The following is a 24,842-nucleotide window of genomic DNA, read 5'->3' as shown; positions in this document are numbered from 1 at the left end:
TGCTAGGATAAATGCCCGCCCGGAAGAACGACGCCCAATCGGCCCATGACCACCCTCTACACAACCCTCGGCGTGGCACCGGACGCCACCCTGGACGAGATCAAGCGCGCCTATCGCCGCGCCGCGATGAAGTGGCACCCCGACCGCAACCTTGGCCGCGAAACTGAGGCGCATGCGGCATTCCAGGAAATCCGCGACGCCTACACCATTCTCTCCGATGCCGGGCAGCGCCAGATCTACGACGAGGTATTCGAGCGGGAAATGCAGCGCTGGCAGGCCGAGCGCGAGGCTCAGGAAGAGCAGGAGCGCGAGGCGCAACGCGAGAGCCAGCGCATCGCGCAGGAACACTACGAGAAAATGCTCGGTATCGCGATGCGCTTTGCCGACGACGGCCACAACCGCGACGTCATCTTCGGCGTGCTGCTCGGCCGCGACTGCGAGGCGGAACTGGCGTCACGCATCGCGGACAGTATATGGGCGCTGCAGGAGTCGCGGCGGGCAAGTGCGCGGGCCGCGCACGCGCCGGACACCGAGGCCGCCCAGGCGCCCGACGGGGCGGCAGCGTCAAACCCCGACGAGGAAACGCGGCCCAGGCGTCATGCCGGCGCCTTCGATTCGTTCTGGCACGGCTTGTTCGGCATCCGCTCGTAGCGGCGGTGTTTTCAGGACTGCCCCCGCGGGCGCACAAGCCGGTACAAAAGCACTAGATGTCGGGTGCGACCAGGAGCCCGCTTTTCACCGTGTGGATCAGCGCAAGGCGGTCTTCCACCGCCTTGCGCAGGACCTCGCGTCCCCTGAACGGATCCGTCAGGTAACTGGCGTACTGGCTTGCCCGAATCTGCACCTTGAGATGCATCGTCGTCGGTCCGCTCTCCGGCCATGTCACCAGGAACGCCGGATGGCTGTCCGCGCACTCAACGAAAGCAGCGTCAGGGGACGGGAAACAGGAGTCGGCGCCCTGGGCAAGGAACTGTAGATCCTTGTCCTTGAACTCGTAGGTTGCCATGGCTTACTCCCATCGCGCGAAGCCGGGCCCTCAGTGAATCTGCATCCCGCGCATGGCATGAATCCGGCCATGATGCTGCGTCAACGCCTCATACTGGCGCTGCAGCGCCGCGCTGGCCTCTGGCGGCAGCGGCTTCATCATGACGGACTGATACTCGCGCCTGGCGGCATCTTCCTCGTGCTCGCACATGCCCAGCACGGCGTCGTCATTGTTCGGCGACAGCATGTGGCGGAATGCCATCCAGCGGCGGTACAGCATGCCATTCATGCTGCCCCGGTCAGCTGGCGCGCCGCCCATGGCGCTGACCATCGACTGCAGTTCCTTTACCGACGCCCGGTACGATTCCGCGGTGCTGGTCAGAATGTCGCGCAGCGCTGCATCGCGCACTTCGCTGGCTCCGCTCATGCAGGCCAGTTCGCTGTCCTTGCCAGCCTCGATCAGCTGGTTCAGCGCCAAGACAGCTTGTTGCTGGTTGTTGCCCATGGAATTCTCCCAATTTGCATGCCAGCGATGCGCAACTTCGGCGCAAGTCGCCAGGTCTCGCCAACGGACGGACCGCCACGGCGCAACCGGCCGCGAGGGGAACGTCGGAGACGCCATCAACATGAATCAGCCGGTTCGCGCCGGGCCCCATCTGCCTGCCCGTTCAGAGGCAAGGCGTGATTCCATGATAGGAGATGGCTGAACCTCGCTTCAGCCCTTGCCCAGGATTGCCATTGCCTTGTTCGCATCGTCGAGCGAGTCCACCGACACGTACGCGACAAACTGTATCCCGATGACGGAGGCAGAGAATCCGCGCAGGTTGATTCCGCCTTCCGCCAGCTTTCGGGTCAGTTCCGCCACGATGCCGGGCCGGTCCCCGCCCATGATTCGCACCGAATGCAGGCTGTGCGTGACGTTGAAGCCGACCTGGGCAGCTGCACGGATTTCCCTGTCATTCTGCAGCGGTGTCACGAACACGACACCCTTGCCGGGGTCCTCCGGCGTGCGGCGCGCAATCGCGAATTGCAGGTCCGCACCGGCATCGCGCAAGGTCTCCAGTACCTCGGCGAGGCCGCCGGGACGGTCCGGTATGGTTGCCGCCCACACGTCCACGCGTTCCACGAGAAGATCGTTGGTCATTGCTCATTCCTCCAATGCCCTCCTACGAATCTAGCTTATGGCGGCCGCCAGGCAAGCTCCGGGCTCGGCGGACAGCGGCAGGGCGAATTCCTGGAAACTCCCCGTGCCCGGACTTAATATGGACTAGTCGTTTCAGGCAGCTATCGCAGGATAGTGGCACCGACCATACCTGGATGGATGCCATGGAAAGTGAAGGGGGATCGTCATGTCTGAAGGCAAATCGCCACGCCATGCTGCCCAGCAGGAATTGGCCGATGTGTCCGAGGCCGAAATCGCGGTCCATTGGCCCGAGGAGGACTATGTCCCGCCGGCCGGCCAGTTCATTGCGCAGGCCAATCTGACCGATCCCCATATTTTCGAGCGCTTCTCCCTCGAACGTTTCCCCGAGTGCTTCAAGGAGTTCGCAGACCTGCTGGACTGGTACAAATACTGGGAAACGACCCTGGATACCAGCAACCCGCCTTTCTGGCGCTGGTTCGTCGGCGGCAGGATCAACGCCTGCCACAATTGCGTGGATCGCCACCTCGCTGCATACAGGAACAAGACCGCGATTCATTTCGTGCCCGAGCCGGAGGATGAGGCGGTGCATCACCTCACCTACCAGGAACTCTTTGTTCGCGTCAATGAGCTGGCCGCCCTGCTGCGCGAGTTCTGCGGCCTGAAGGCCGGCGACCGCGTCACGCTGCATATGCCGATGGTGGCCGAACTGCCCATCACCATGCTCGCCTGCGCCCGCATCGGCGTGATTCATTCGCAGGTATTCAGCGGCTTCAGCGGCAAGGCCTGCGCCGAGCGCATCGCGGACTCCGAGAGCCGGCTGCTGATCACCATGGACGCCTATCACCGCGGCGGTGAATTGCTCGATCACAAGGAAAAGGCCGACATCGCCGTGGCAGAAGCCGCCAGCGCCGGTCAGCAGGTCGAGAAGGTCCTGATCTGGCAGCGCTACCCGGGCAAGTATTCCAGTGCCGCCCTACTGGTGAAGGGCCGCGATGTCATTCTCAATGACGTGCTCGCCGGGTTCCGCGGCAGGCGTGTCGAGCCCGAGCCGATGCCGGCGGAGGCGCCGCTGTTCCTGATGTACACGAGCGGCACGACGGGCCGGCCCAAGGGCTGCCAGCATTCCACTGGCGGCTATCTGTCCTATGTGGCGTGGACCTCTAAGTACATCCAGGATATCCACCCCGAGGACGTCTACTGGTGCATGGCCGATATTGGCTGGATCACCGGGCATTCCTACATCGTCTATGGCCCGCTCGCGCTCGCCGCTTCGTCTGTCGTCTATGAAGGCGTGCCGACCTGGCCCGACGCCGGCCGGCCCTGGCGTATTGCGGAGAGCCTTGGCGTCAATATCTTCCACACCTCGCCCACCGCAATCCGCGCGCTGCGGCGCAACGGGCCCGACGAGCCGGCGAAGTACGACTGCCATTTCAAGCACATGACCACGGTGGGCGAGCCGATCGAGCCCGAAGTCTGGAAGTGGTACCACCGTGAAGTCGGCAAGGGCGAGGCGGTGATCGTGGACACCTGGTGGCAAACCGAGAATGGCGGCTTCCTCTGCAGCACGCTGCCGGGCATCCACCCGATGAAGCCCGGCAGCACTGGCCCGGGGATCCCTGGCATTCATCCGGTGATCTTTGACGAGGAAGGCAATGAGGTCCCGGCCGGCTCGGGCAAGGCGGGCAACATCTGCATCCGCAATCCCTGGCCGGGCATATTCCAGACCGTCTGGAAGGATCCGGACCGCTACGTGCGCCAGTACTATGCGCGCTATTGCAAGAATCCCGACAGCAAGGACTGGCACGACTGGCCGTATATGGCGGGCGATGGCGCAATGCAAGCGGCGGACGGCTACTTTCGCATCCTTGGCCGCATCGACGACGTGATCAATGTTTCCGGCCATCGCCTCGGCACCAAGGAGATCGAATCCGCAGCACTGCTGGTGCCGGACGTCGCCGAGGCGGCGGTGGTGCCGGTGGCCGACGAGGTCAAGGGCAAGGTGCCTGATCTCTATGTATCGCTCAAGCCGGGACTGTCGCCTTCCACCAAGATCGCGAACAAGGTCTCGGCCGCGGTGGTATCCCAGATTGGCGCGATTGCGCGTCCGCATCGGGTCGTGATTGTTCCCGACATGCCCAAGACACGCTCGGGCAAGATCATGCGCCGCGTGCTGGCGGCAATCTCCAACCACCAGGAGCCTGGCGACGTATCCACGCTTGCCAATCCGGAGGTCGTCGAGAAGATCAGGGAGCTGGCGACATAGGACGGCGCTCCTGCCGGCGGCTCCCGGCACGCCGCTCACTTCCGCTCATCGGCACCCCCTGCCCCGAGCGCCTCGAGCAGCGGCCGCAAGGCATCGAGTTCCGCGCCAAAGCCGCTCCAGTCCCCCGCCTTCAAACGCTCGACGGCGCGGTCATAGTGCGCGAGTGCTTCGCGCGCGCGGGCGTTCGCTGCGCCCTGCGCCGGAATCGCCGCCGGCGCGGATTCCTTGAACAGGGCCGCAAGCGCTGCGCCCAGGGTGTCCTCCATGACCACGCGATCGCCATAGGCGGCGATCACCCGCTTGAGTTCGGGCAACTGGCCGGACTCCGCACGCAGGTAGAGCGGCGAGACATAGAGGATGGAGTTCTCGATCGGCACGACCTGCAGATGGCCGCGGATGACGCGCGAGCCCATCTGGTTCCACAGCGAAATCTGCTGCGAGATCTCGGTATTCTGCTGGATGCGCGCCTCGATCTGGAACGGCCCGTAGACCAGCTTTTCCTTGGGGAAGGTGTAGGCGACGAGCTTGCCGTAGTTGGGGGGATCGGAGCGCGCAGCCAGCCAGGCGATCATGTTCTCGCGCTGGCTCGGCACCATCGGCAGCATCAGGACGAACTCGGCGCGCGGTTCGTCCGGCAGCCGCAGGATCATGTAGTAGGGCATCATCCGCGCGGCGGGCGTGTTCCCTGTGCTCATGCCGGTCAGCTGGCGAGGAAACTCCCACAGATCCTCGCGGTTATAGAAGACTTCTGCCGCTTCCATGTGGTAGGCGCGGTAGATCCGCGCCTGGATCAGGAACAGGTCCTCAGGGTAGCGGATATGCCGCTGCAGGTCCTGCGACATGGCGCCCAGCGGCCTGAACATGCCCGGGAAGATGCGCTGGTACACCTGCACGATCGGATCGGCCGGGTCGCTGGTGTAGAAGTCGACCGTGCCGTTGTACGCATCGATCACGACCTTGACGGCGTTGCGGATGTAGTTGGCGCCGCCACCGGTGCCGGGCTGCGAATAAGGGAACCAGCGGCTGGTGGTGTAGGCGTCCTGGATCCAGTAGAGGCGACCGTCGCTCACGACCACATAGGGGTCATGGTCGAGGCTGAGGAACGGCGCAATCGTGCGCACGCGGTCCCGGATATTGCGATGGAGCAGGATGCGGCTTTCCTGCGTGATGTAGCCGCTCAGCAGGATATTGGGATCGCCGAGATGCCAGGCGAACAGGGTCCGGCGCGCGATGCCGCCGATTCCGATGCCGTCGCGCCCGCGGTAGGCCGTATAGACGTTGTCCTTGCCCTTGGGGTAGTCGAACTCGGGCACGCTGCCTTTGACGATGACATAGCCTTTGCCGCCTTCACCGAAATAGAGGCGCGGCTCCTGGATGACCGGGCCGCCGTCGGAGAGCGGGGGAATGTCATGCAGATAGAGCGAGGGCAGGCCTTCGGCGGATTTCTCGGTGACCGGCGACATCACCACGCCATTGCCATGGGTGAACAACAGATGCAGGTTCACCCAAGTCTGGGCATTGGCCGGAATCAGTGCCGGCTCAAGCTCCCGCGCCGACAGCATGACCTGCTGGTAGCCTGCGCCGAGCTGGTAGCGGTCGATGTCCGTCGCGAGGAACTTGTAATAGGTCCTGATCTCCTGCAGCTGCGCATAGGTATCGCGCAGCGGCTGCAGGTCCCACAGGCGGATGTTGTCGATGGTCGGCCGATTGGCCTGGAGCGCGGCGAGATTCAGGTTCTGTTCGACCGGAAACGGCTTTACCTCGATCTGCGTCAAGCCATAGGCCTCGCGCGTCAGCGCAATATTGTGTTGGAGATACGGTGTCTCGAGTTGCAGCTCGTTCGGCTTGACATAGAAACGCTGGAACAGTGCCGGCCAGATCGTGCCGAGCACGATTGCGCTGCCGACCACCAGCAGCGCCGCGGCCGCAGGCACCCGGTAGTCCCGCCAGCGCATATTGGCCCACGAAGCGGCGGCAGCCGCGGCAGCCAGGCCGAATTGCAGCCACAGGAGCGGCAGCCCGACATGGACATCGGTATAGCTCGCGCCGACCACGACCCCGTTGTCGCCGTAGAGCAGCATGAAGCGGTCGAGCCAGTAGGACCACGCCTGCAGCGCGAAGAACAAGCCGAGCAATGCCGATCCATGGGTAGCGGCCGCCGGCGAAAGCCCGCGCGGCGACCGGACCAGCGCGATGTCGCCGCGCAAGCCGTAGACCACGCCGGCAACTACTGCGCTGCAGCACAGCAGCAGGAGCAGCCAGTTCCTCAGTGCAAGATACGCCGGCAGCGTGAAGAAGTAGAAACCGATGTCCTTGGCGAAGATCGGATCGGTCTTGCCGAAAGGCACCTGATGGAAATAGCGCAGCGCAATGGCCCAGCTCGACAGTTCACCGACTGCCATGAGCAGCCCCACCAGGACGGCGACGCCGGCAATGGCGGCGCGCCAGGGGACGCGCGCCGCAATCTCGCCAACCGGCTGGCCCAGGACCTCCGGCCTCCAGGCCTGCGCCTGGCTCGCGCTGCGGTGCGCCAGCCAGCCCGATAGCCAGAGCGCGCCTGCCGAAACGGCGAATACGGCAAGGAACAGAAGCGCCTGGGTGGCGAATATCGTGCGGAACACCCCGGCGTAGCCAACCGAGGCAAACCACAGCCAGTCAACGATGAGGCCGGCGACGCGGCCGACAGCGATCAGCGCGACGATGGCGGCAACAACCCAGGTCGCAAGGCGTCTCAGGCGCGTGGCGTCCCTCGCTGGCGAGCGCATCGATCAAGCTCCTTTGCGGCACCGTCGCCCGAGCTGCCGCGCAGCCATGCATGGGTCCGGGGCAAATCGTGCAGCCTGAATCATTGTAGGCGAGGCAATCAGGCCGGGTTGATGCTGCGTCTCACCGCCGCGGGGGCAATTCATCAAGTATCTTTCCCGGCAGGTCGACTTGCTTTTCGTGACGACGATTTCAGCTCAGTCGTCGGGCCAAAGGAGACCGCGTCGTTTGATAAAATTCAATCGTTGAGTCTTGCAAGTCCCGGAAAGGGGACAAGCCCTATGCGCTGCGCAAGCTGCGGGTTCGAGAATCCGGCAGGCGCCAAGTTCTGCGAGGAATGTGGCGCCAGGCTTGTGCGTGCCTGCCCGGCCTGCGGGCAAGAGGCTAGCGCGAGCGCCAAGTTCTGCAGCGAATGCGGCGCGCCGCTGACTCCGTCAAGCGCGACGCCCCCGATCACCACACTTGCGCCCAGCGCCCCCGTCGACTACACACCTTCCTACCTGGCCGAGCGCATCCGGGCGGCGCAGGCGGACCTGGAAGCCCGCGGCGAGGCGGACGGCGAGCGCAAGACGGTGACCGCGCTGTTCGCCGACATGGCCGGCTCGACCGCGCTAATCCATGACCTCGATCCCGAAGACGCGCGCCGCCTGATCGACCCGGTGCTGGCGCTGATGATGGAGGCCGTGCATCACTATGAAGGTTATGTGGCCAGGTCGATGGGCGATGGCATCCTGGCGCTGTTCGGCGCGCCGATCGCGAACGAAGACCATCCGCAGCGGGCCTTGCTGGCGGCGCTGCGCATGCAGGAGGCCATGCGCCGCTACGCCGATGGGGTGCGTCTGGCCCAGGGGATCGCGCTGCAGATCCGCGTCGGCGTCAACTCCGGCGAAGTGGTGGTGCGCGCGATCCGCACCGAGGATTTGCACACCGACTACGACCCGGTGGGCAATTCGATCCACATTGCTTCGCGCATGGAGGGCATTGCGGTGCCCGGCTCGATTGTCGCGAGCGAACACACCCACAACCTGACCGAAGGCTATTTCGCCTTCAAGGCGCTCGGCGCGACGGCGATCAGGGGGCTGCCCGAGCCGCTCGCGGTGTTCGAAGTCCTCGGCCTCGGCCCGCTGCGCACCCGGCTGCAGGTGTCGGCCAGCCGCGGGCTGGCGCGCTTTGTCGGCCGCGCTCGCGAGCTCGAGCAGCTGCGCGAAGCGCGCGCGCGGGCGCAAGCCGGACACGGCCAGATCGTCGGCGTGGTCGGCGAGCCGGGGGTCGGCAAGTCGCGGCTATGCCTCGAGTTCAAGCAGCTCGCGCCGCGCCAATGCCTGGTGCTGGAAACCTTCTCGGTATCACACGGCAAGGCCTATCCGTATCTGCCGCTGATCGAGCTGCTGCGGAACTACTGCGAGATCACGGCGCAAGACGATGAGCGCCGGCGGCGCGAGAAGCTGACCGGCAAGGTCCTGACCCTGGATCGCGCGTTGGAAGACACCCTGCCCTATCTGTTCCACCTGCTTGGTGCCGCCGAGCCGAACTCGGTGCTGGCGCAGATGGACGCCCAGGTCCGCCGGCAGCGTACTTTCGAGGCAATCAAGCGGCTGCTGGTGCGCGAGAGCCTGGCCCAGCCGCTGGAGCTGATCGTCGAGGATCTGCAGTGGCTCGACAGCGAGACCGAGGCCTTCCTTGGTTTTCTCGGCGAGAGCGTGGCCAGCGCCCGCATCCTGCTGCTGGTCAATTACCGGCCCGAGTACCGGCACGACTGGGGCCGCAAGAGCTACTACACCCAGCTGCGGCTGGATCCCCTGGACGAAGCCGACGCCCGGGAACTGCTGCGGGCCTTGCTGGGCGACTCCGCCGGACTCGCACCGCTCGAGCACCGGATCCTGGAACAGACCGAAGGCAACCCCTTCTTCATCGAGGAAGTAGTGCAGACGCTGATCGAGGAGAACGTGCTGCGCGGCGAGCGCGGTCATTACCGTCTCGAGCAGATCCCGACCATGCTGCACATCCCGACCACCGTGCAGGGGGTGCTCGCCGCCCGCATCGACCGCCTGCAGCCGGCCGAGAAAGCGCTGCTGCAGACCCTGGCGGTGGTCGGCAAGGTATTTCCCTGGAGCCTGCTCGCACGCGTCATCGAGCAGCCCGAGGACACAATCAAGAACCTGCTGACGCGGCTGCAAGCCGGGGAATTTATCTACGAGCAGCCGGCGTTTCCGGAGGTGGAGTACAGCTTCAAGCATGCGCTGACCCAGGAAGTGACCTACGGCTCGCTGCTGAGCGAGCGGCGCCGTGCGCTGCATGAGCGCACCGCCCAGGCGATCGAGGCCCTGTTTGAGGCCCGGCTCGAAGAACACTGCAGCGATCTGGCGCATCATTTCAGCCGCAGCGGCAACGCGCCGAAGGCAGTGGAATACTTGCATTGCGCCGGGCGGCAGGCGGCGCAGCGCTCTGCCAATGCCGAAGCGGTCGCCCACCTGACCAAGGCCCTCGCCTTGCTCAAGACGTTGCCTGATGGTCCCGAACGCGCACGGCAGGAACTTGCACTGCAGATCACGCTCGGTCCGGCCTGGATGTCCACCCATGGACTCGCTGCCCCGGAAGTCGAGGCGACTTACACCCGCGCGCTGGCACTGTGTCGACAACTCGGGGAAGCGAATCAGCTCTTCCCCGCCTTGATGGGGCTGCGCACGTCGCTCATCGTCCGCGGGGAGCTGTCGACCGCACACGAGTTGGGCAAACAACTCCTGACGCTGGCCCAGGAGGCGCAGGACCCGGCGTTGCTGGTACAAGCCTATCGGGCGGTGGGCGTCAGCTTGCTCGCTCTCGGCGAACTGGGCGCTGCCCGCACGCAGCTGGAACAGGCCCTGGTGCTCTATGACTCGGGCAAGTGCCAGTCGCCTGCCTTCTTCCTGGAGCCCGGTGTGCTGGCGCTGGCCTGCCTGGCCCTGGACCTGTGGCTGCTCGGCTATCCGGACCAGGCCCTCGCGCGCAGCCAGGAGATGCTCGCGCTGGCCCGGACCTTGTCCCACCCTCCTGACTCGGCCAATGCCCTGACCTTCGCCGCCATGCTTCGCCTGTACCGCGGCGAGACGCAGCCGATGCATGAACTGGTTGAAGCACTTCTCGCCCTCTCGACCGAGCACGGCTTCCCGTTCTGGCTGACTTCCGGAACCATCCTCTCGGGCTGGACGCTGGTCGCGCAGGGACGCACGGCGGAAGGCATCGAGACGATGCAGCAGGGCCTGAGCGCCTACCGGGCCACCGGGGCAGCGATTTGGCAGACACATTTCCTGGCGCTGCTGGCCGAAGCCCACGGGAAAGCGGGACAGGCCGAGGCAGGGCTGCAGATGCTGGCCGAGGCGCTGGCCGTGGCGGACCGAACCCACGAGCGCCTGTACGAGGCGGAGCTGTATCGGCTCAAGGGGGAACTGACGCTGCTGCAGCCAGGCTGCGCGGGCGCGGCGGGCACCGGCCGGGACGAGGCCGAGGCCTGCTTCCAGCAGGCGATTGCGATCGCGCGCCGCCAGGGCGCCCTGTCGCTGGAGCTGCGCGCGGTGATGTCCCTGAGCCGGCTGTGGCGGCAACACGGCAAGGAGGTCGACGCCCGCGAGATGCTGGCCGAGGGCTACGGCCGGTTCACCGAAGGCTTCGACACCGCGGACCTGCAGCAGGCCAAGGCGTTGCTCGCCGAGCTGGACTGAAGATCATGAGGGAGCTGTCCAACCACCTGCCCCAACCTGATTCGAGCATCTGATTCTAAGGATATACTGATCTGAGGAATAGAATTACAATTCCTGTCGATTTTGAACGACAGTTCGCACGCCTGTGCTCCTGCCCGCAAATATCATGGACACGTACCCAGAACAAGACCAAGGTGCCTGCCATGCCGACCGGATCTCCCCTGACTGCCGCCCCTCCGGCAACTCTCCCGCATCTCCCCTCGCCAGCCGCGCCGCTCGACCAGCTGGCGCTCAATCTCGAGGCCACCTTCGCCCACAGCGCGCGCATGGTGGCCGGCCACATCGCCATGCACCTGCCGGACACCGACACGCTGCTTGCAACACTGCCGCCAGGCGCCCTGCTCGGCAAGCCGGATACCTATGCCCGCCACCTGGTCCATGCCGACCCGCTGGAGCGCTTCTCGGCGATGGTGCTGGTCTGGCGCCCGGGCCAGGCCAGCCCCGTGCACGGCCATCGCACCTGGTGTGCCTACCGCGTGCTGCGCGGCACGCTGAGCGAGCAGCACTACCGGTGGGATCCCGCCAGCCGGCAGGCGCGCCATGCCAACACCGTCACGCGCATGGCCGGCGATACCTTCAGCGTGCCGGCCGGGCTGCAGCATATCCATGCGCTGGGCAATGCCAGCGACGAGATCGCCGTGTCCCTGCACCTCTACGGCGTGCACCGCGACCACATTGCCACCGGCGTGAACCTGCTGGTGGCGACCGCCGACGCCTAGCTTTTTCCGCGCGTAGCCGCGCCGCATGCGCGCGCCTGCCCACCCTCACCTGAACCGCTACGCGCCATGGACCGCTACGACAAACAGATTCTCGCCATCCTGCAGGAAGACGCCACCGTGCCGGTGGCAGAGATCGGCGAACGCGTCGGCCTGACCTCGACGCCATGCTGGCGCCGGATCCAGCGGCTGGAAGACGCCGGTCTGATCCGCAAACGCGTGGCACTGCTCGACGCCGACAAGCTCAATGCCGGGGTCACGGTCTTTGTCTCGGTCCGCACCAGCCAGCACAACGTGAAATGGCTGGCGCAGTTCCACGGGCTGGTGGCATCGATCCCGGAAGTGACCGAGTTCTACCGCATGGCCGGCGATACCGACTACCTGCTGCGCGTGGTGGTGCCGGATATTGCCGCCTACGACCGCGTCTACAAGAAGCTGATCCAGGGCGCCGAGCTGGCAGACGTCAGTTCCAGCTTTGCGATGGAGCAGATCAAGTACACCACGGCGCTGCCGCTCGATTATGCGTAGGCCGGCACCGGCCCTTCATGCGTACATGTCAGCTAAGTGAACTTGAACGCCAGCGAAATAATGATCGGCCCCAGCACCGGCAGCAGCACGTTGGCAATGGCATAGGTAATGGTGTAGCCCAGCAACGGCACCGAGCTGTGGCTGGCGGCCAGGATGGCGCTGATCGCCGGGGTGCTCACGTGCTGCCCGGCAATCGCGCCAACCAGCAGCGGGCCTTCGATCTTCAGGATCTTGTGCCCGATCCACAAGGACAGGCACGCCGGCCCCAGCGACACGGCCAGCCCGATCAGCGGCAGCACCGCGCCGTGCGCCCGGATCAGGGAGATCGCATCCGGCCCGGCGGACAAGCCGACGCATGCGACAAAGACCGCCAGGCCCAGGTCCTTCAGGATCTGCACGGCCGACCTCGGGAAGGTGCCGCGCGACGGCCTTCTTGAATTGATCCATCCGAACACCAGGCCGCTGAGCAGCGCCCCGCCCCCGCTGCCAAGCGAAATATGCATCCCGCCAAGGCTCAGGCTCAGGGTTCCCACCAGCAGGCCTGCCAGGATGCCCAAGCACAGGAAGACCAGGTCGGTGACCTCGGTTGCCTTCGCTTCCACGCCGATTCCGGCAATGGCTTCGGACAGCGACGGCTCCAGGCCGACGATGGTGACCACATCCCCATGCTGCAGCGGCGTGGAACGCGTAATCGGCAGCGACATCCCCGAGCGCCGCACCTGCAGGATCCAGACTTCACGCAGGCGGCGTGCGCCGGCCAGGCGGGCCAGTTCGCCGATGGTCTTGCCGTTGACCCTGGGCTTGTTCACGATGACCTGCTTTTCGACCAGCTGGATGGCATCCGTGTGGGCCTCGGGCAGCAGGACTTCGGGCCCGATCAGGGCTGCCGCCTTCAGCAGGTTGCTGCGGATCCCGACCATGGCCAGGATATCGCTGGCCTGGACCTTGTCGTCATCGCCAAGCTCGATGCTGGTGCCATCACGCAGCACCGTGACGATGGACGCCCGGCCACCCACCTGTTGCTGCAGCTCGCTCACCGTCATGCCGGCGGCCTGGTGCACGGAATAGGCGCGCCCGATCAGGCGCGGCAGCGCGGGTTGCGTCGCGACGTCGTCCTCGGACGCGGCATCCATCTTCGCGGCGACTTCCCTGGCGGCCTTGCGCAGATCGATGCCCAGCAAGGCCGGCGCGATCTGGCTGGTGAAGAACACAATGCTGATCAGGCCGACCAGGTAGGTCAGCGTATACGCCGTGGCGATATTGGCCTCGTAGCGGCTCACGGTGGCGGCGTCCAGCCCCAGGTGCTTCAGCGCTTCGGCGGCGGTGCCGACCACGGCCGATTCCGTCGCCGCACCGGCGGCCAGGCCGGCGGCGGTGCCGGGATCGAAGCCCAGGTAGGCGGCCGCACCGATGGCAATGGCGAGCACGACGATGGCTTCCACCACCGGCAGGACCATATAGCGCAGGCTCGACCGGTTCAGGTTGGCAAAGAACTGCGGCCCGCCGGAGTAGCCCATGGCGAAGATAAACAACGCGAAGGCCATGTCCTTGAGCTCGCCGTGCATCTGGCAACCGGTCTGCCCCATGAACAGCGCGACGATCAGCGTGCCGCAGACTCCCCCTAGCTGGATCGGGCCCACGCGTGCCTTGCCGATGAAGTAACCCAGGCCCACGGTGATGAAGAGCACCATCAACGGGTTGCCTGCAAACAGATCAACGGAGCATTTCATAGAGGGGGCGTCGTTTATGGGAACTTGATGGTCAGGGATTGAGCGGAGGCAGTGCGCGTATGGCTTGCCGGTGCCGGCGCACCGGCGCCCTGGCGGCATGGCGGCGCAGGGCCTGGGCCAACGGGGTGCCATTCCAGGCGGCCTGGGCCGGCAACGCGCCGTAGAGGTGGCGTTGCAGGCCGGTCACGGCATCGGCAAGGGCGGCATCGCCGAGCGACTCTGCCCACACTGCGGGGGTGGTGCCATGGGCGGCGCGCGTCCATGCCCCCAGCGCCTGGCTGGCGGCAGCGGCATTGCCTGCCTGGCAGGCTTGCAGCGTTGCTTCCAGCTGCGCGTCGGCACCTTCGGCGCGGGCGCGCTTGCGCTCGGCCAGCCGCTGGCGCAGCCGGGCCAGCGCCGGCCGCATACGCCACCACGACAGCCCGGCTGCCAGCACAGCCAGCAGCCCCACTGCCCCCCACAGCAACGTCCGCCAGGGCAAGCCGCCCTCGCCCGGAAGCGCGCCGGCAGACGGACCGCCCGGGGCCAGCGCGCTGCCCGCGCGCGCGGCAGCCACTACCACCTTGATCGCGGGCGCTTCGGACTTTGCCGGCTTGCGTGTGGTCGGATCGACCCAATCCACTGTCACCGCCGGCAGCGTGTAGGTACCGGTCCGCTCGAACACGTAGGTGATGGCATCCACGCGCATGCCGCCCGGCCCGGGCGCGTCCTGGGCGTGATCGGACAGCCGCGCATCGGCGCTGAAGACCCGCACCCCGCGCGGCGCCGCGGCGTGCGGTGGATGGATCATCATGGCCTGGGTCTGCGGCGCAAAGGTGGTGACGGTGCGCACCAGGGCATCGCCCGCGCGCAGCCGCACGGTGCCTTCGTCGGAGGCGTGGTCCAGCGCCTGCGTCACGGTGAGCCGGGCCACCGGCAGCAAGGGCCCTCCGGTTCCGGCGCCGGCCTTCACCGCGCCGCCGGCTCCCGCGCTGATCCGCGTGGGCGGGAAGGTCACGCTGCCCTCGCGCGGCGCGCCGTCGTCGCCTGCATAAGTGAAGCGCACGGTCGCGGATGGCAGCTCGAAGTCGCCCTCCTGCTCGGCGGTAAAGGCATAGGTCTTGCGGATGCCGGCGTAGGCAACGCCATCGATGGTTTCGATCGAGTTCAGCGCGCGCTGGTCAGGCATGGTGACGACGGCGCCCGGCACCTGGAGCACCGGGAAGGCCGGCGCCGACATGAAGAAGTTGGGCGCCAGGATGGTGACATCGATGCTGACCTGCTGGCCGACCAGCACCGGCTGCTTCGCGCCCACTTCCACGCGCACGATGGGCTCGGCGGCACGCGCCAGCAAGGGCAGCAGCAATGCCGCCATCAGCAAGACCAGCGGCGCAAGCTGCCGCAGCCACGCGCGCTGACACACGGCGCGGCCGCTCATGGCTGCCCCTGCTGCGGTGCGGCCTGCCCGCGCTGCAGCGCGAACTTGCGCCGCAGCAGGTCGGTCGGCGTGCTCTGGATCGCGCGCATCCACATCTCGGCGTCCTGCGTCAGGCCGATATGCATGGACTGGCCGCCCTGCTCCGGCGGCTTCGCGGCGTCGTACTTGATTTCATCCGGCGGCACGTCGGGGGGCTCTTCCTGGTCGTCGGGCTCTGGCTTGTCTTTCGGCTTCTGCTGCGCCAGCAGCTTTTCCATCAGTGCCAGGTTGGCCGTGGCCGCCGGCCATTGCGGCTGGCGCCTGAGGGCCTGGCGGTAGCGCGCGGCGGCTTGCTGGTACTGACCCTGCCGCGCCAGCGCATTACCCTGGTTGTAGTCGGCCTGCGGTGAATCGACCAGCGCGAAGCTCTGCACCGCCTGCGCGTACTGGCCGGCGCGATACTGGGCGACGCCGCGCCACATCGCATCGTCGAACAGCGTCGCGGCGCGCGCGAAGTCGCCCTGCTCGAAGGCGCGGCGGCCTTGCTGGTCATGCGTCAGCCACAGGTCGGCAAAGCGCCACGGCCGCGCGGCATCGGCCTGCTGTGCGCGCAAGCCCGGCTGCGGTGCGGCGAGCGCCAGCGCCAGCAGCAGGCCGGCGCTCCAGCGCACGGTCCAGCCCTTGCGGAACCACAGCATGGCCAGCAGCGTGACCGGCAGCACCAGCCACCAGCCTTCATCCTTCCAGCGCGTGCGGTCGCCAGCCTGCATCTGTTCGAGGTGCGACTGCACATGGCGCTGCACCCACGCCACGTCGTCGTCGCTGCCGGGCGTGAAGGTGGCGAGCGGTGCGCCGCTGTCGTCGCCGAAGCGCTTGAACGCCGCCACGTCCAGCCGCGCGAACACGCGCGCGCCGTCCTGTTCGACATAGCCGCCCTCTGCATTGCGCAGCGGCCCGCCCGGTTCCGTGCCGATGGCCAGCACCACCGGCTGGCTGCGGCCGCTGTCCGCCTGCGTGCGGAAGGCCCTGGCGGCGGCGGGGTCCACGCCGTCGGTCAGGAACAGGATGGTGCCGGGCACCGGCTCATGCGCCAGGTCGGCGTCGATGGTGCGCAGCGCCTGTGCCATGTCGCGCCCCGGCACCGGCATGATGCGGGTCTGCAGCGCATCGACAAAGGTCTGCAGCAGGTTGGTGTCGTCCGTCAGCGGCAGCACCAGGTGGGTGGAGCCGGCATAGGCATAGATCGCCGTGCGGCCGCCGTCGCGGCGCGCCAGCAGCGCCTTGATCTTGAGCTTGGCGCGCTCCAGCCGCGTGGGCGTGACGTCCACTGCGTCCATGGTGCGCGACAGGTCCACGGCGATCGCCAGCGGCGCCTTGTCGTCCAGGAACGGCGGGCGCTCCTGCCGACAGCTCGGCCCTGCCAGCGCGATGGCGCCGAGTGCCAGCAGCAGCGCGGTCAGGTGGACCGGGCGCAGCGCCACGCGGCGGCGTTCGCTGATCATCAGCGCGTCGAGCAGGTGCGGCGCGATGGTCTGGCGCCAGCGCCGCCGCACGTCGCCGCGGCGCTGCACCGCCCACACCAGCAGGGCTGCCGGCACCAGTACCAGCAGCCACCACGGGCGCAGGAAATGGAAGTGCGCAAGCGTGTCGAGCAGGGCTTGCATCAGCGCCCCTCCCCGCCGGCATTCACCATCTCGTCGGCGCTTTCAGCCGAATGGCGCGGGCGCGACAACCACGCCGAGTAGCCGAACATCAGCAACTGGTACGCCAGCACCAGCGCCAGCGCTGCCCCCAGCGGCCACATGAACAGCTCGCGCCGCGGCCGCCATGACAAGGTCTTCTGGTTGTGCGGCGTGATCCGGTCCAGCGTCGCGTAGATGGTCTCCAGCCCGGCCTGGTCGGCGCCGAAGAAGTAGCGCCCGCCGGTCTGCGCGGCCAGCCGCTGCAGTACGCCGAGATCGACCTTCTCCTCGCCCGAAGCATTGGGATCGCCGATGCCGATGGTATGCACCACCACCTTGCGCTCCCTGGCGATCCCCCCCGCGCGCTCGGGCGGCATCCGGCTGGCGGTGTCGTTGCCGTCGGTCAGCACGACCAGCACTTTCTCGGGCGCTTCGCTGTGCTCGAACATCTTGATGCCGAGCCCGATGGCATCGCCCAGCGCCGTGCTCGGCCCGGCCATGCCCGGCAGCAGGCCGGTGATCAGCGTCTGCACCAGCTGGTGATCCAGCGTGAACGGTGCCAGCGGGTACGGCGCGTCGCCAAACACGATCAGGCCGATGCGGTCGCCCGGGCGCCTGGCGACAAAACCGCTCACCACCTGCCGCACCGCCTGCACGCGCGGGATCAGCGCGCCGGACGGGTCGCGGAAGTCGCGCGTGTCCATCGACTGCGACAGGTCCAGCGCGATCAGCAGGTCGCGCGCCGGCTGCACCTTCTGGATCGGCGCCTCCAGGAACTGCGGCCGCGCCAGCGCCGTCACCACCAGCGCCCACGCCAGCGGCGCCAGCACCCATTGCAGCCGGTTGCGGCGCGGCACCACGGCCCCGGTGGCCGGGGTCAGGCCGGCGGCGCTGGCCACCTCGCCAAAGAACGGCAGGCGCACCGACGGGCTTTCCTCGCGGTACGGCGGCAGCCACCACCACAGCAGCAACGGCAGCGGCAGCAGCACGAAGAGCCAGGGGTATTCAAACTGGTACATGGTGCTCCGCAATCCAGCGCCGGCACGCGCCGGCCACCGCCTGCACCTGCGTCTCGGGCCATTGCGCCAGCACCGCGTCGTCGCGGTATTCGGCGTCCTGCACCAGCGCAGCCAGCAGCGGCGCGGCATCCTGGGCGCGCCCGGCGTGTGCCTGCAGGAATTCGGCCCAGCCGGCGCCGGCCAGGCTGGCAACCTGGGCGCGCGGCCACGCGGCCAGCGCCGTGCGCTTGAGCAGCGCCGCCATCTGCCGCAGCGCTGCGACGCGGTGCGCGGGGTCAGCGCCCAGCGGCAGTCCTGCCAGTTCGGCCAGCGCCTCGCGCCGGTAGCGGTTGGCGCGGTAGCGCCGCCACGCGCGCCAGCCGGCCCAGGCCAGGACCAGCAGCAGCAAGCCGCCGGCGATCGGCCAGCCGATGGTTTGCGGCACCCACGATGGGGGCGGCGGCACGGCTACGTCGGCAAGGGTGGCCAGCGTAGCGACGCCCGTGCTGTCTTCGACGCCCGCTGCGGTGCTGTGCGTGAGGCTCATCGCGCCGCTCCTGCGCGTTGCCGCACCGGCGTCTGCTGCAGCGGGCGGCCCAGCAGCCGGCGCAGCTGCAGCGCCGTTTCCTCTGCCGCCGACAGCGGCAGCAGCGGCACGCCGATGGCGTGGTGCCAGTCCAGCAGCGCCTTGGCGTGCGTATCGACAAACTCCGCAATGCTGCGTCGCGTGGCCGCATGGCCGAAGCCCAGCTCCACCTGCAGTTCGCCGTCGCTGACCACCAGCTGGCCGGACTCCGGCAACTCGCTCAGGAAGGGATCGTGGACCAGGATGGTCAGCACGTCGTTGCGCGCGGCCATTTCCAGCATCAGGTCGCGGGTGCGGTCGTCATGGCCGTCGAAATCGCTGATGACGATGACCAGGCAGTCGTGGCGCGCCATGCGCGCGGCGCGCTCCAGCGCCGCGTTCAGCTGCCCCGCGGCGCGCCGCGATGGTGCGTCGGCGCGCAGGGCCTGGTTGAAGCGCGCGATGCCGCCCAGCAGCTGCTGCACGGCTTCGCGGCTGCGGCGCGGGGGAAACTCCTCGGCCTTCGCATCGCCGAACACCACGCCGCCGACGCGGTCGCCTTCGGCCAGCACGCGCCAGGCGGCCAGCGCCGCGGCCTCGGCGGCGCTGACCGACTTCATCGCGCGCCGGCTGCCGAAGAACATATTGATGCGCTGGTCCACCACCAGCAGCACTGGGCGGTCCTTTTCCTCGGTGTAGACGCGCACGTGCGGCTGGCCGGTGCGCGCGGTCACGCGCCAGTCCATGCTGCGGATATCGTCGCCGGGCAGGTACAGGCGCAGTTCCTCGAAGGTCAGCCCGCGTCCGCGCACCTTGGAGGCGTGGCGGCCGGCCAGCACGCTGTGCACCGGCTGGCGCGGCAGGAAGTGGAAGTCGCGCGCGGCCACTTCCAGCGCGGCCAGTGCCGCTGCATCCACGCTGACGCCCGGCGTGGCGCGGCTGGCCGCGTCATGGGCGTCCGGCACGGGCGAGCGGGTCCGGGATCGAAGGTTGGCGCGCATGCGGTCGCCTCCGGCGGATCAGGCTACGGCGACCTGCTGCACCAGGCGGTCGATGACAGCGTCAGCCGTGATGCCGGCGGCATGCGCTTCGTACGACAGGATCAGCCGGTGGCGAAAAACTTCGTGCACGATGGCCTGCACGTCTTCCGGCGTGACGAAGTCCCGCCCGCGCAGCCACGCATGCGCCCGCGCCACCTTGTCGAGCCCGATCGACCCGCGCGGGCTGACTCCGATCTGGATCCAATTGTCGAGATCGTCGTCGACCTGCTTGGGCTCGCGCGTGGCGTGCACCAGTGCCACCACATAGCGCGCCACGGCATCGCTCACGTGAATCGCATGAATCTCGGCACGGGCCGCGAAGATGATGTCCTGCGCAAGCTTGTGCGCCTGCGTCGCCGTACCTGCAGCACCGTCGGCAACTTCCTCGCCGCGCGCCAGCCTGACGATCTCGCCTTCAGCATCCGCCTCCGGATAGCCAACGTTGACGTGCATCAGGAAGCGGTCCATCTGCGCCTCAGGCAGCGGATAGGTGCCTTCCTGCTCGATGGGGTTCTGCGTGGCCATGACCAGGAACAGCCGATCGAGCTTGTGCGTGGCGCCGCCGACGGTAACCTGCCGCTCTTCCATGGCCTCGAGCAAGGCCGCCTGCACCTTGGCCGGCGAGCGATTGACCTCGTCGGCCAGGATCAGGTTGGCAAAGACCGGCCCGGGCTGGAAGCGGAACTCGCCCTTGCCGGCCTCGCTGAAATAGACCTCCGAACCGGTAATATCGGCCGGCAGCAGGTCGGGGGTGAACTGAATGCGTGACAGCCGCGCATCCAGGTTTTTTGCCAGCATCTTGATGGCGCGGGTCTTGGCCAGCCCGGGCAGGCCCTCGACCAGCAGATGGCCGTCGGCGAGCAGGCCGAGCAGCAGCCGCTCGATCATGCGTTGCTGGCCGACGATGGATTCGCCCATGCGCTGTTGCAGGGCCAGTACGTCGTCGCGAATGCTCATCAGTAAGTCCCTGGGCTGTGGATGACCGTCGGCGGCCATGCAAGGCCGCCGACGGATCTTCTTTGCTTACTTCGCTTTGGAGGGCTGGTCCAGGCTCTTGGTCAGGGCCTCCATCATCTGGTCGATGCTGAAGCTCGCCGGACGCTGGGACGGCGGATAATCCTTGAAGGTCTGGAGGAACGGTGCCACCCGCCATACGCCGTACTGAATCAGATAGGCATTCTTGCCAAGCCAGTCATAGTACTGGTCGGACACGACGTCGGCGCGCTCGTAAGGATCCATGCGCAGATTGAAGACCTTCGGCGCCCGCAGGCAGGTGAAGGGATTGGACCATACCTCGAACCCGCCAGGCTTGCGCTGCTCGCAGAAGACAATCTTGAAGTCGTTGTAGCGATAGGCGACCAGCATGCCGTCGTCATTGAAGTAGTAGAAATCGCTACGCGGTCCGGTCTTGGACTGCCCGGTGAGGTACGGCACGAAGTTGTAGCCGTCCAGATGCACCTTGAAGGACTTGCCGCCAACGCTGGTCCCCTTCAACAGGCGCTCCTTGATGTCGGTATCGCCGGCCGCTGCGAGCAGCGTGGGGAACCAGTCAAGGCCCGAGATCATCGTGGTAGATACCGTGCCAGGCTGGATGCGTCCCGGCCAGCGAACCATGGCCGGCACGCGGAACGCGCCTTCCCAGTTGGTGTCCTTTTCACTGCGGAACGGCGTGGTGGCGGCATCCGGCCATGACCACTGGTTCGGGCCGTTATCGGTGGTGTAGATGACGATGGTATTTTCGGCCAGCTTCAGGTCATCCAGCGTCTTGAGCAGTTTGCCGACGTGGCCGTCATGTTCGATCATGCCATCGGCGTAATCGTTGCCGGCCATGCCGCTCTGGCCCTTCATGGAAGGCCGCACGTGGGTGAACAGGTGCATGCGCGTGGTGTTCATCCACACAAAGAAGGGCTTGTCGGCCTTCGCCTGCTTGGTGATGAAGTCGGCTGCCGCCTGCGTGGTTTCGTCGTCGATCGTCTCCATCCGCTTCCTGTTCAGTGGGCCGGTATCTTCGATCTTGCCATCCGCAAAGGAGTGAAGCACACCACGCGGAGAGTTCCCCTTGGTGAAGTTGGTGTCGTTCTTGGGATAGTAGGGTTGCTCCGGCTCCTCTTCCGCATTCAGGTGGTAGAGATTGCCGAAGAACTCGTCAAAGCCATGCGCCGTCGGCAGGTATTCGTCGCGGTCGCCGAGGTGGTTCTTGCCGAACTGGCCAGTTGCATAGCCAAGCGGCTTCAGCGCCTGGGCGATCGTCACGTTCTGCGCCTGCAGGCCGACCTTCGCGCCGGGAATGCCAACCTTCAGCAGGCCGGTGCGCAGGCCCACTTCACCAGTGATGAAGGTGGAACGGCCCGCCGTGCAGCTGTTTTCGGCGTAGTAGTCCGTGAACATCATGCCTTCGCGGGCAATGCGGTCGATGTTTGGCGTGCGATAGCCCACAACGCCGTGACTGTAGGCGCTGATATTGGTCTGCCCGACGTCGTCACCGAAAATCACCAGGATATTGGGCTTCTTGCCTGAGGCAGCTCCGGCCGGGGCCGCCGGCGCGGAGCCGGTGCCCGCGGGAGTCGGGGCTTCCAGGGCAACAGGCGGATTCTCTTTGGCCGGTGCCGGCGCCGCCGCGGTGGGCGGTGCACCGGACGGCTGCGCCGCAGCCGGCGCCTCCGCAGGCGCCTTGGCTTCCTCAGCCTTTTTGCAGCCCGCAATGGTCAGAATGGCGACTGCCATCACGGCCATAGCAAAGCGGCACCCCTGCCTCTTCCCGTTTGCTTCCTTCGCTTGACTCATTTCCGCCTCCAATTGACAGGCCAACCATCACTTTGCTTTCCGTGCGCGCGAATGCCTGCCGGGCAGGCAAACCCTGCTCACTGCGGCTTGTTCCCGGGATAAATCCGCTGCCAGTCCTGCTTCATGCTGACCACCGTCCAGCCCTTTGCCGCGGCGGCATCGAGCGCCTTGTCGAGCTTGCCGACCTTCGATTCGCGGTCGTAGGCGAACTCGCGTTCGGCGTCGTCGTGGCGCACCAGCACCGCCATGCGCGGCCCATCGCCGCTGGTGGTGTACTCCAGCATCTGCAGGTCGCCGTCGGAATTGCCGACGGCGAGGATCGGGCGGCGGCCGATATTGCGGTAGATGCCGACCGGCTTGCCCGGACCGTCATCGACGAAATCCATCTTCGGGTCGCGCACCAGCGCCCCTTTGCCGCCTCGCGTCACATAGCGGATCGCCTGGGAGGAGCCGATCACCTGCTCGGGCGGAATGCCGTAGGTCTTCGCGGTCCAGGGCCGCATGAATTCGATCGTGCCGCCGGAGACGATGTAGGTCTTGAATCCGTTTGCACGCAGGAAGGCGAGCAGTTCCAGCTGCGGCTGATAGACCAGTTCCGTGAAGGGACGCTTGAACTTCGGGTGCTGCGCCTTCGCCAGCCAGTCACGGATGGTGCGGTCGTACTCTTCCACCGTCATGCCGCTGTTGGCAGTCATGATCAGCGCGGTGAGTTGCTTTTCATTGCGCATCAGGCCCTGCATGTCGTTGGCCATCAGCGCCTTGAAGGCGGGGTTGTTCTTCCATTCCGGGTGCTGGGGCGCCGCCGCCCTGACCTGGTCGAGCAGGAAGAAGAACTGGAAGTACAGCGGCTGCTCGCTCCACAGCGTGCCATCGTTGTCGAAGACGGCAACGCGCGCTTCTGGCGGGACAAAGGCGGGCGAGCCCGGCCGCGTGACATCGCTGACGAACTTGACGATCGACTGCCTGACCGGACCGTCGCGCCACGACGGCAAGGCCTCGGCGGCGCTGATTTCGGGCGCCGGCGCATAGGCGGACTGCCTGTCACCAGCGGCCGCAGGCGGCGTCGTGCAGCCAGTGAGGCTCGCGCCGGAGACGGTCAGCGCCAGCGCCAGGGCGGCCAGCGCCGGCCGTGGCAGCCACGCGCGGCGAGGCAGGGCAAGGGTGGGATGGTCCATGACGCGAGTTCCTGTCGTTGCTCGGATACGGTTGCGGAAGTCCCGGCAGCGCTACGGCTGCCGCGCCATCGCCACGGCTTGCTGCTGGCGCATTTCCGCCCAACGGCTGTCATCCATCACCAGCCGGAAGCCCAGGTGGGACATGCTGTTGTACGGGTCGGTCCCGCGCCGCGCGCTGGGCCGGTAGCTCAGGCAGTAGTCCTCGTTGCAGAGGAAGGAGCCGCCGCGCGTCACGCGCTTTGGCGCATCGACGGGTATGCCGGGCTCGCCCGGGTCCCAGGAGACGGCCGGGCCGGTCGGGTTCTCGACCAGGCGATTCGCGCTGGCCTCGCGCCGGAACTGGTCGGCGCGATACCAGTCGGCCACCCATTGCCAGGCGTTGCCGGTCATGTCGGCCAGGCCATAACCATTGGGCGGGAAGGTGCCGACCGGGCTGGTGCCCAGCGCGCCGCCAGCCTTGGGGCTGACAACCGGGAACGGCTGGTTCTGCTGGCCCTGCCAGACATTGGCCATCTGCTTGCCCTCAGGCGTGAATTGCTCGCCCCAGGCATAGGTGGCCTGCTCCAGGCCGCCGCGGGCGGCGAACTCCCATTCGGCTTCAGTCGGCAGGCGCTTGCCGGCCCATTTGGCGTAGGCTTCGGCATCCTCATAGGAGACCTGCACCACCGGGTGGTCGTCCTTGCCTTCGATCGAGGTGCCCGGGCCGCCCGGATGGCGCCAGTCCGCGCCCGGGACATAGCGCCACCAGCGCGAGTAATCCCGCAACGGCACGGGACGCGGCGTCCCGACGAACACCATGCCACCCGCAACCATGGCGCTGGCGGGCGGCCTGGGCGTGCCCGGGGGCAGCTGGACTCTCAGGGTTTCCCACTCGGGCGGCTTCTCGGCGGTGCTCACGTAGCCAGTGGCTTCGACGAACTTGCGGAATTCCGCATTGGTGACGTGGTGCTGGTCCATCCAGAAGGCGTGTACACGCACCTTGTGTGCCGGCTTCTCGTTGACCTGGGCCATCTTGCTGTCGCTGCCCATCAGGAATTCGCCGCCGGGCACGCGCACCATGCCAGCGGGTCCGCGCTTGCCATCGCCGATGACGATGGCGGGCGCCGTTGGCGTCCGCCCCTGCATGTACCAGTAGCTGGCGCCGAGGCCTGCTGCGACCCCGAGACCCAGCAGCACCAGGATCAGTGCCTTCTGCCCGCTGCGCCGTCCCGCGGCAAGCGCAACTGAGCCGGAACGCCCCGCGCCCGCGCCGGGATTGCTGCCTTTACGTCGTCCGCTCATTCACTCCGCCTCTTTGTATACAAGAATCATGCTGACTCAGCGCAAACCATGATCTC

Annotated in this window: 19 protein-coding genes; 5 read left to right on the top strand and 14 right to left on the bottom strand. The window is 66.9% G+C overall.

What is annotated here, in order from left to right:
• Window positions 1-45 precede the first annotated feature (45 nt).
• Window positions 46-651, top strand: coding sequence for a J domain-containing protein (locus AC3WLF_RS26310; RefSeq protein WP_492320223.1), 606 nt, complete (start codon window positions 46-48; stop codon window positions 649-651).
• Window positions 652-703: 52 nt separating this feature from the next.
• Here the strand turns inward: AC3WLF_RS26310 and AC3WLF_RS26305 are convergent, their stop codons facing one another.
• The 3 genes from AC3WLF_RS26305 to AC3WLF_RS26295 form a co-directional block, all read right to left on the bottom strand.
• Window positions 704-1,006 (bottom strand): hypothetical protein, encoded by a 303-nt coding sequence (locus AC3WLF_RS26305; RefSeq protein WP_010811581.1) that lies wholly within the window; start codon window positions 1,004-1,006, stop codon window positions 704-706.
• A gap of 30 nt (window positions 1,007-1,036) precedes the next feature.
• A complete protein-coding gene (locus AC3WLF_RS26300; protein ID WP_011615190.1) occupies window positions 1,037-1,489 on the bottom strand; it encodes a PA2169 family four-helix-bundle protein in 453 nt (150 codons plus the stop codon).
• A 210-nt stretch (window positions 1,490-1,699) separates the two neighbouring features.
• Window positions 1,700-2,128, bottom strand: coding sequence for an ACT domain-containing protein (locus AC3WLF_RS26295; RefSeq protein WP_010811579.1), 429 nt, complete (start codon window positions 2,126-2,128; stop codon window positions 1,700-1,702).
• A 205-nt stretch (window positions 2,129-2,333) separates the two neighbouring features.
• On the opposite strand from AC3WLF_RS26295, the gene acs reads away from it, so the two are divergent.
• Window positions 2,334-4,391 (top strand): acetate--CoA ligase, encoded by a 2,058-nt coding sequence (gene acs, locus AC3WLF_RS26290; RefSeq protein ID WP_492359036.1) that lies wholly within the window; start codon window positions 2,334-2,336, stop codon window positions 4,389-4,391.
• A 35-nt stretch (window positions 4,392-4,426) separates the two neighbouring features.
• Here the strand turns inward: acs and AC3WLF_RS26285 are convergent, their stop codons facing one another.
• Window positions 4,427-7,156, bottom strand: a complete 2,730-nt coding sequence (locus AC3WLF_RS26285; RefSeq protein ID WP_492359035.1) for a UPF0182 family membrane protein — start codon at window positions 7,154-7,156, stop codon at window positions 4,427-4,429.
• A gap of 279 nt (window positions 7,157-7,435) precedes the next feature.
• Between AC3WLF_RS26285 and AC3WLF_RS26280 the strand changes: the two genes are divergently transcribed.
• The 3 genes from AC3WLF_RS26280 (at window position 7,436) to AC3WLF_RS26270 (ending at window position 12,135) form a co-directional block, all read left to right on the top strand.
• Window positions 7,436-10,852 carry an adenylate/guanylate cyclase domain-containing protein gene (locus AC3WLF_RS26280; RefSeq protein WP_492359048.1) on the top strand — a complete coding sequence of 1,139 codons (3,417 nt, stop codon included), beginning with the start codon at window positions 7,436-7,438 and terminating at the stop codon, window positions 10,850-10,852.
• 182 nt (window positions 10,853-11,034) lie between these two features.
• Window positions 11,035-11,610, top strand: coding sequence for a cysteine dioxygenase family protein (locus tag AC3WLF_RS26275; protein ID WP_492320219.1), 576 nt, complete (start codon window positions 11,035-11,037; stop codon window positions 11,608-11,610).
• A 66-nt stretch (window positions 11,611-11,676) separates the two neighbouring features.
• Window positions 11,677-12,135: an Lrp/AsnC family transcriptional regulator gene (locus AC3WLF_RS26270; RefSeq protein WP_010811575.1), complete on the top strand. Its 459-nt coding sequence runs from the start codon at window positions 11,677-11,679 to the stop codon at window positions 12,133-12,135.
• A 32-nt stretch (window positions 12,136-12,167) separates the two neighbouring features.
• Here AC3WLF_RS26270 and aspT read toward each other — a convergent pair whose 3' ends face one another.
• The 10 genes from aspT to AC3WLF_RS26220 all read right to left on the bottom strand — a co-directional run bounded on the left by aspT (window position 12,168) and on the right by AC3WLF_RS26220 (window position 24,786).
• Window positions 12,168-13,865, bottom strand: coding sequence for an aspartate-alanine antiporter (gene aspT, locus AC3WLF_RS26265; RefSeq protein ID WP_492359034.1), 1,698 nt, complete (start codon window positions 13,863-13,865; stop codon window positions 12,168-12,170).
• Window positions 13,866-13,896: 31 nt separating this feature from the next.
• Complete coding sequence (locus AC3WLF_RS26260) at window positions 13,897-15,282, bottom strand: BatD family protein (protein ID WP_492359033.1); 1,386 nt, start codon at window positions 15,280-15,282, stop codon at window positions 13,897-13,899.
• Entirely contained in the window at window positions 15,279-16,925 is a 1,647-nt protein-coding gene (locus tag AC3WLF_RS26255) for a VWA domain-containing protein (RefSeq protein WP_492359032.1), read from the bottom strand. The genes AC3WLF_RS26260 and AC3WLF_RS26255 overlap by 4 nt, the downstream gene beginning before the upstream one ends.
• Entirely contained in the window at window positions 16,925-17,962 is a 1,038-nt protein-coding gene (locus tag AC3WLF_RS26250; RefSeq protein ID WP_492359031.1) for a vWA domain-containing protein, read from the bottom strand. The genes AC3WLF_RS26255 and AC3WLF_RS26250 overlap by 1 nt, the downstream gene beginning before the upstream one ends.
• On the bottom strand, window positions 17,949-18,488 hold the full coding sequence (locus AC3WLF_RS26245; protein ID WP_492357258.1) for a DUF4381 domain-containing protein: 540 nt from the start codon (window positions 18,486-18,488) through the stop codon (window positions 17,949-17,951). Before AC3WLF_RS26245 ends, AC3WLF_RS26250 begins: the two co-directional genes overlap by 14 nt.
• Entirely contained in the window at window positions 18,485-19,507 is a 1,023-nt protein-coding gene (locus AC3WLF_RS26240) for a DUF58 domain-containing protein (RefSeq protein ID WP_492359030.1), read from the bottom strand. Before AC3WLF_RS26240 ends, AC3WLF_RS26245 begins: the two co-directional genes overlap by 4 nt.
• 18 nt (window positions 19,508-19,525) lie before the next feature.
• Entirely contained in the window at window positions 19,526-20,503 is a 978-nt protein-coding gene (locus tag AC3WLF_RS26235) for an AAA family ATPase (protein ID WP_492357256.1), read from the bottom strand.
• Between the two features lie 66 nt (window positions 20,504-20,569).
• Complete coding sequence (locus AC3WLF_RS26230) at window positions 20,570-22,279, bottom strand: arylsulfatase (protein WP_492357265.1); 1,710 nt, start codon at window positions 22,277-22,279, stop codon at window positions 20,570-20,572.
• Between the two features lie 128 nt (window positions 22,280-22,407).
• On the bottom strand, window positions 22,408-23,505 hold the full coding sequence (locus AC3WLF_RS26225; protein WP_492359029.1) for an HAD family hydrolase: 1,098 nt from the start codon (window positions 23,503-23,505) through the stop codon (window positions 22,408-22,410).
• 51 nt (window positions 23,506-23,556) lie between these two features.
• Window positions 23,557-24,786 carry a formylglycine-generating enzyme family protein gene (locus AC3WLF_RS26220; RefSeq protein WP_492359028.1) on the bottom strand — a complete coding sequence of 410 codons (1,230 nt, stop codon included), beginning with the start codon at window positions 24,784-24,786 and terminating at the stop codon, window positions 23,557-23,559.
• Window positions 24,787-24,842: the final 56 nt, after the last annotated feature.

The sequence above is a fragment of the Cupriavidus sp. FW306-01-F10A genome (assembly GCF_058782785.1).
This window is presented reverse-complemented; position numbering and strand designations above follow the sequence as displayed.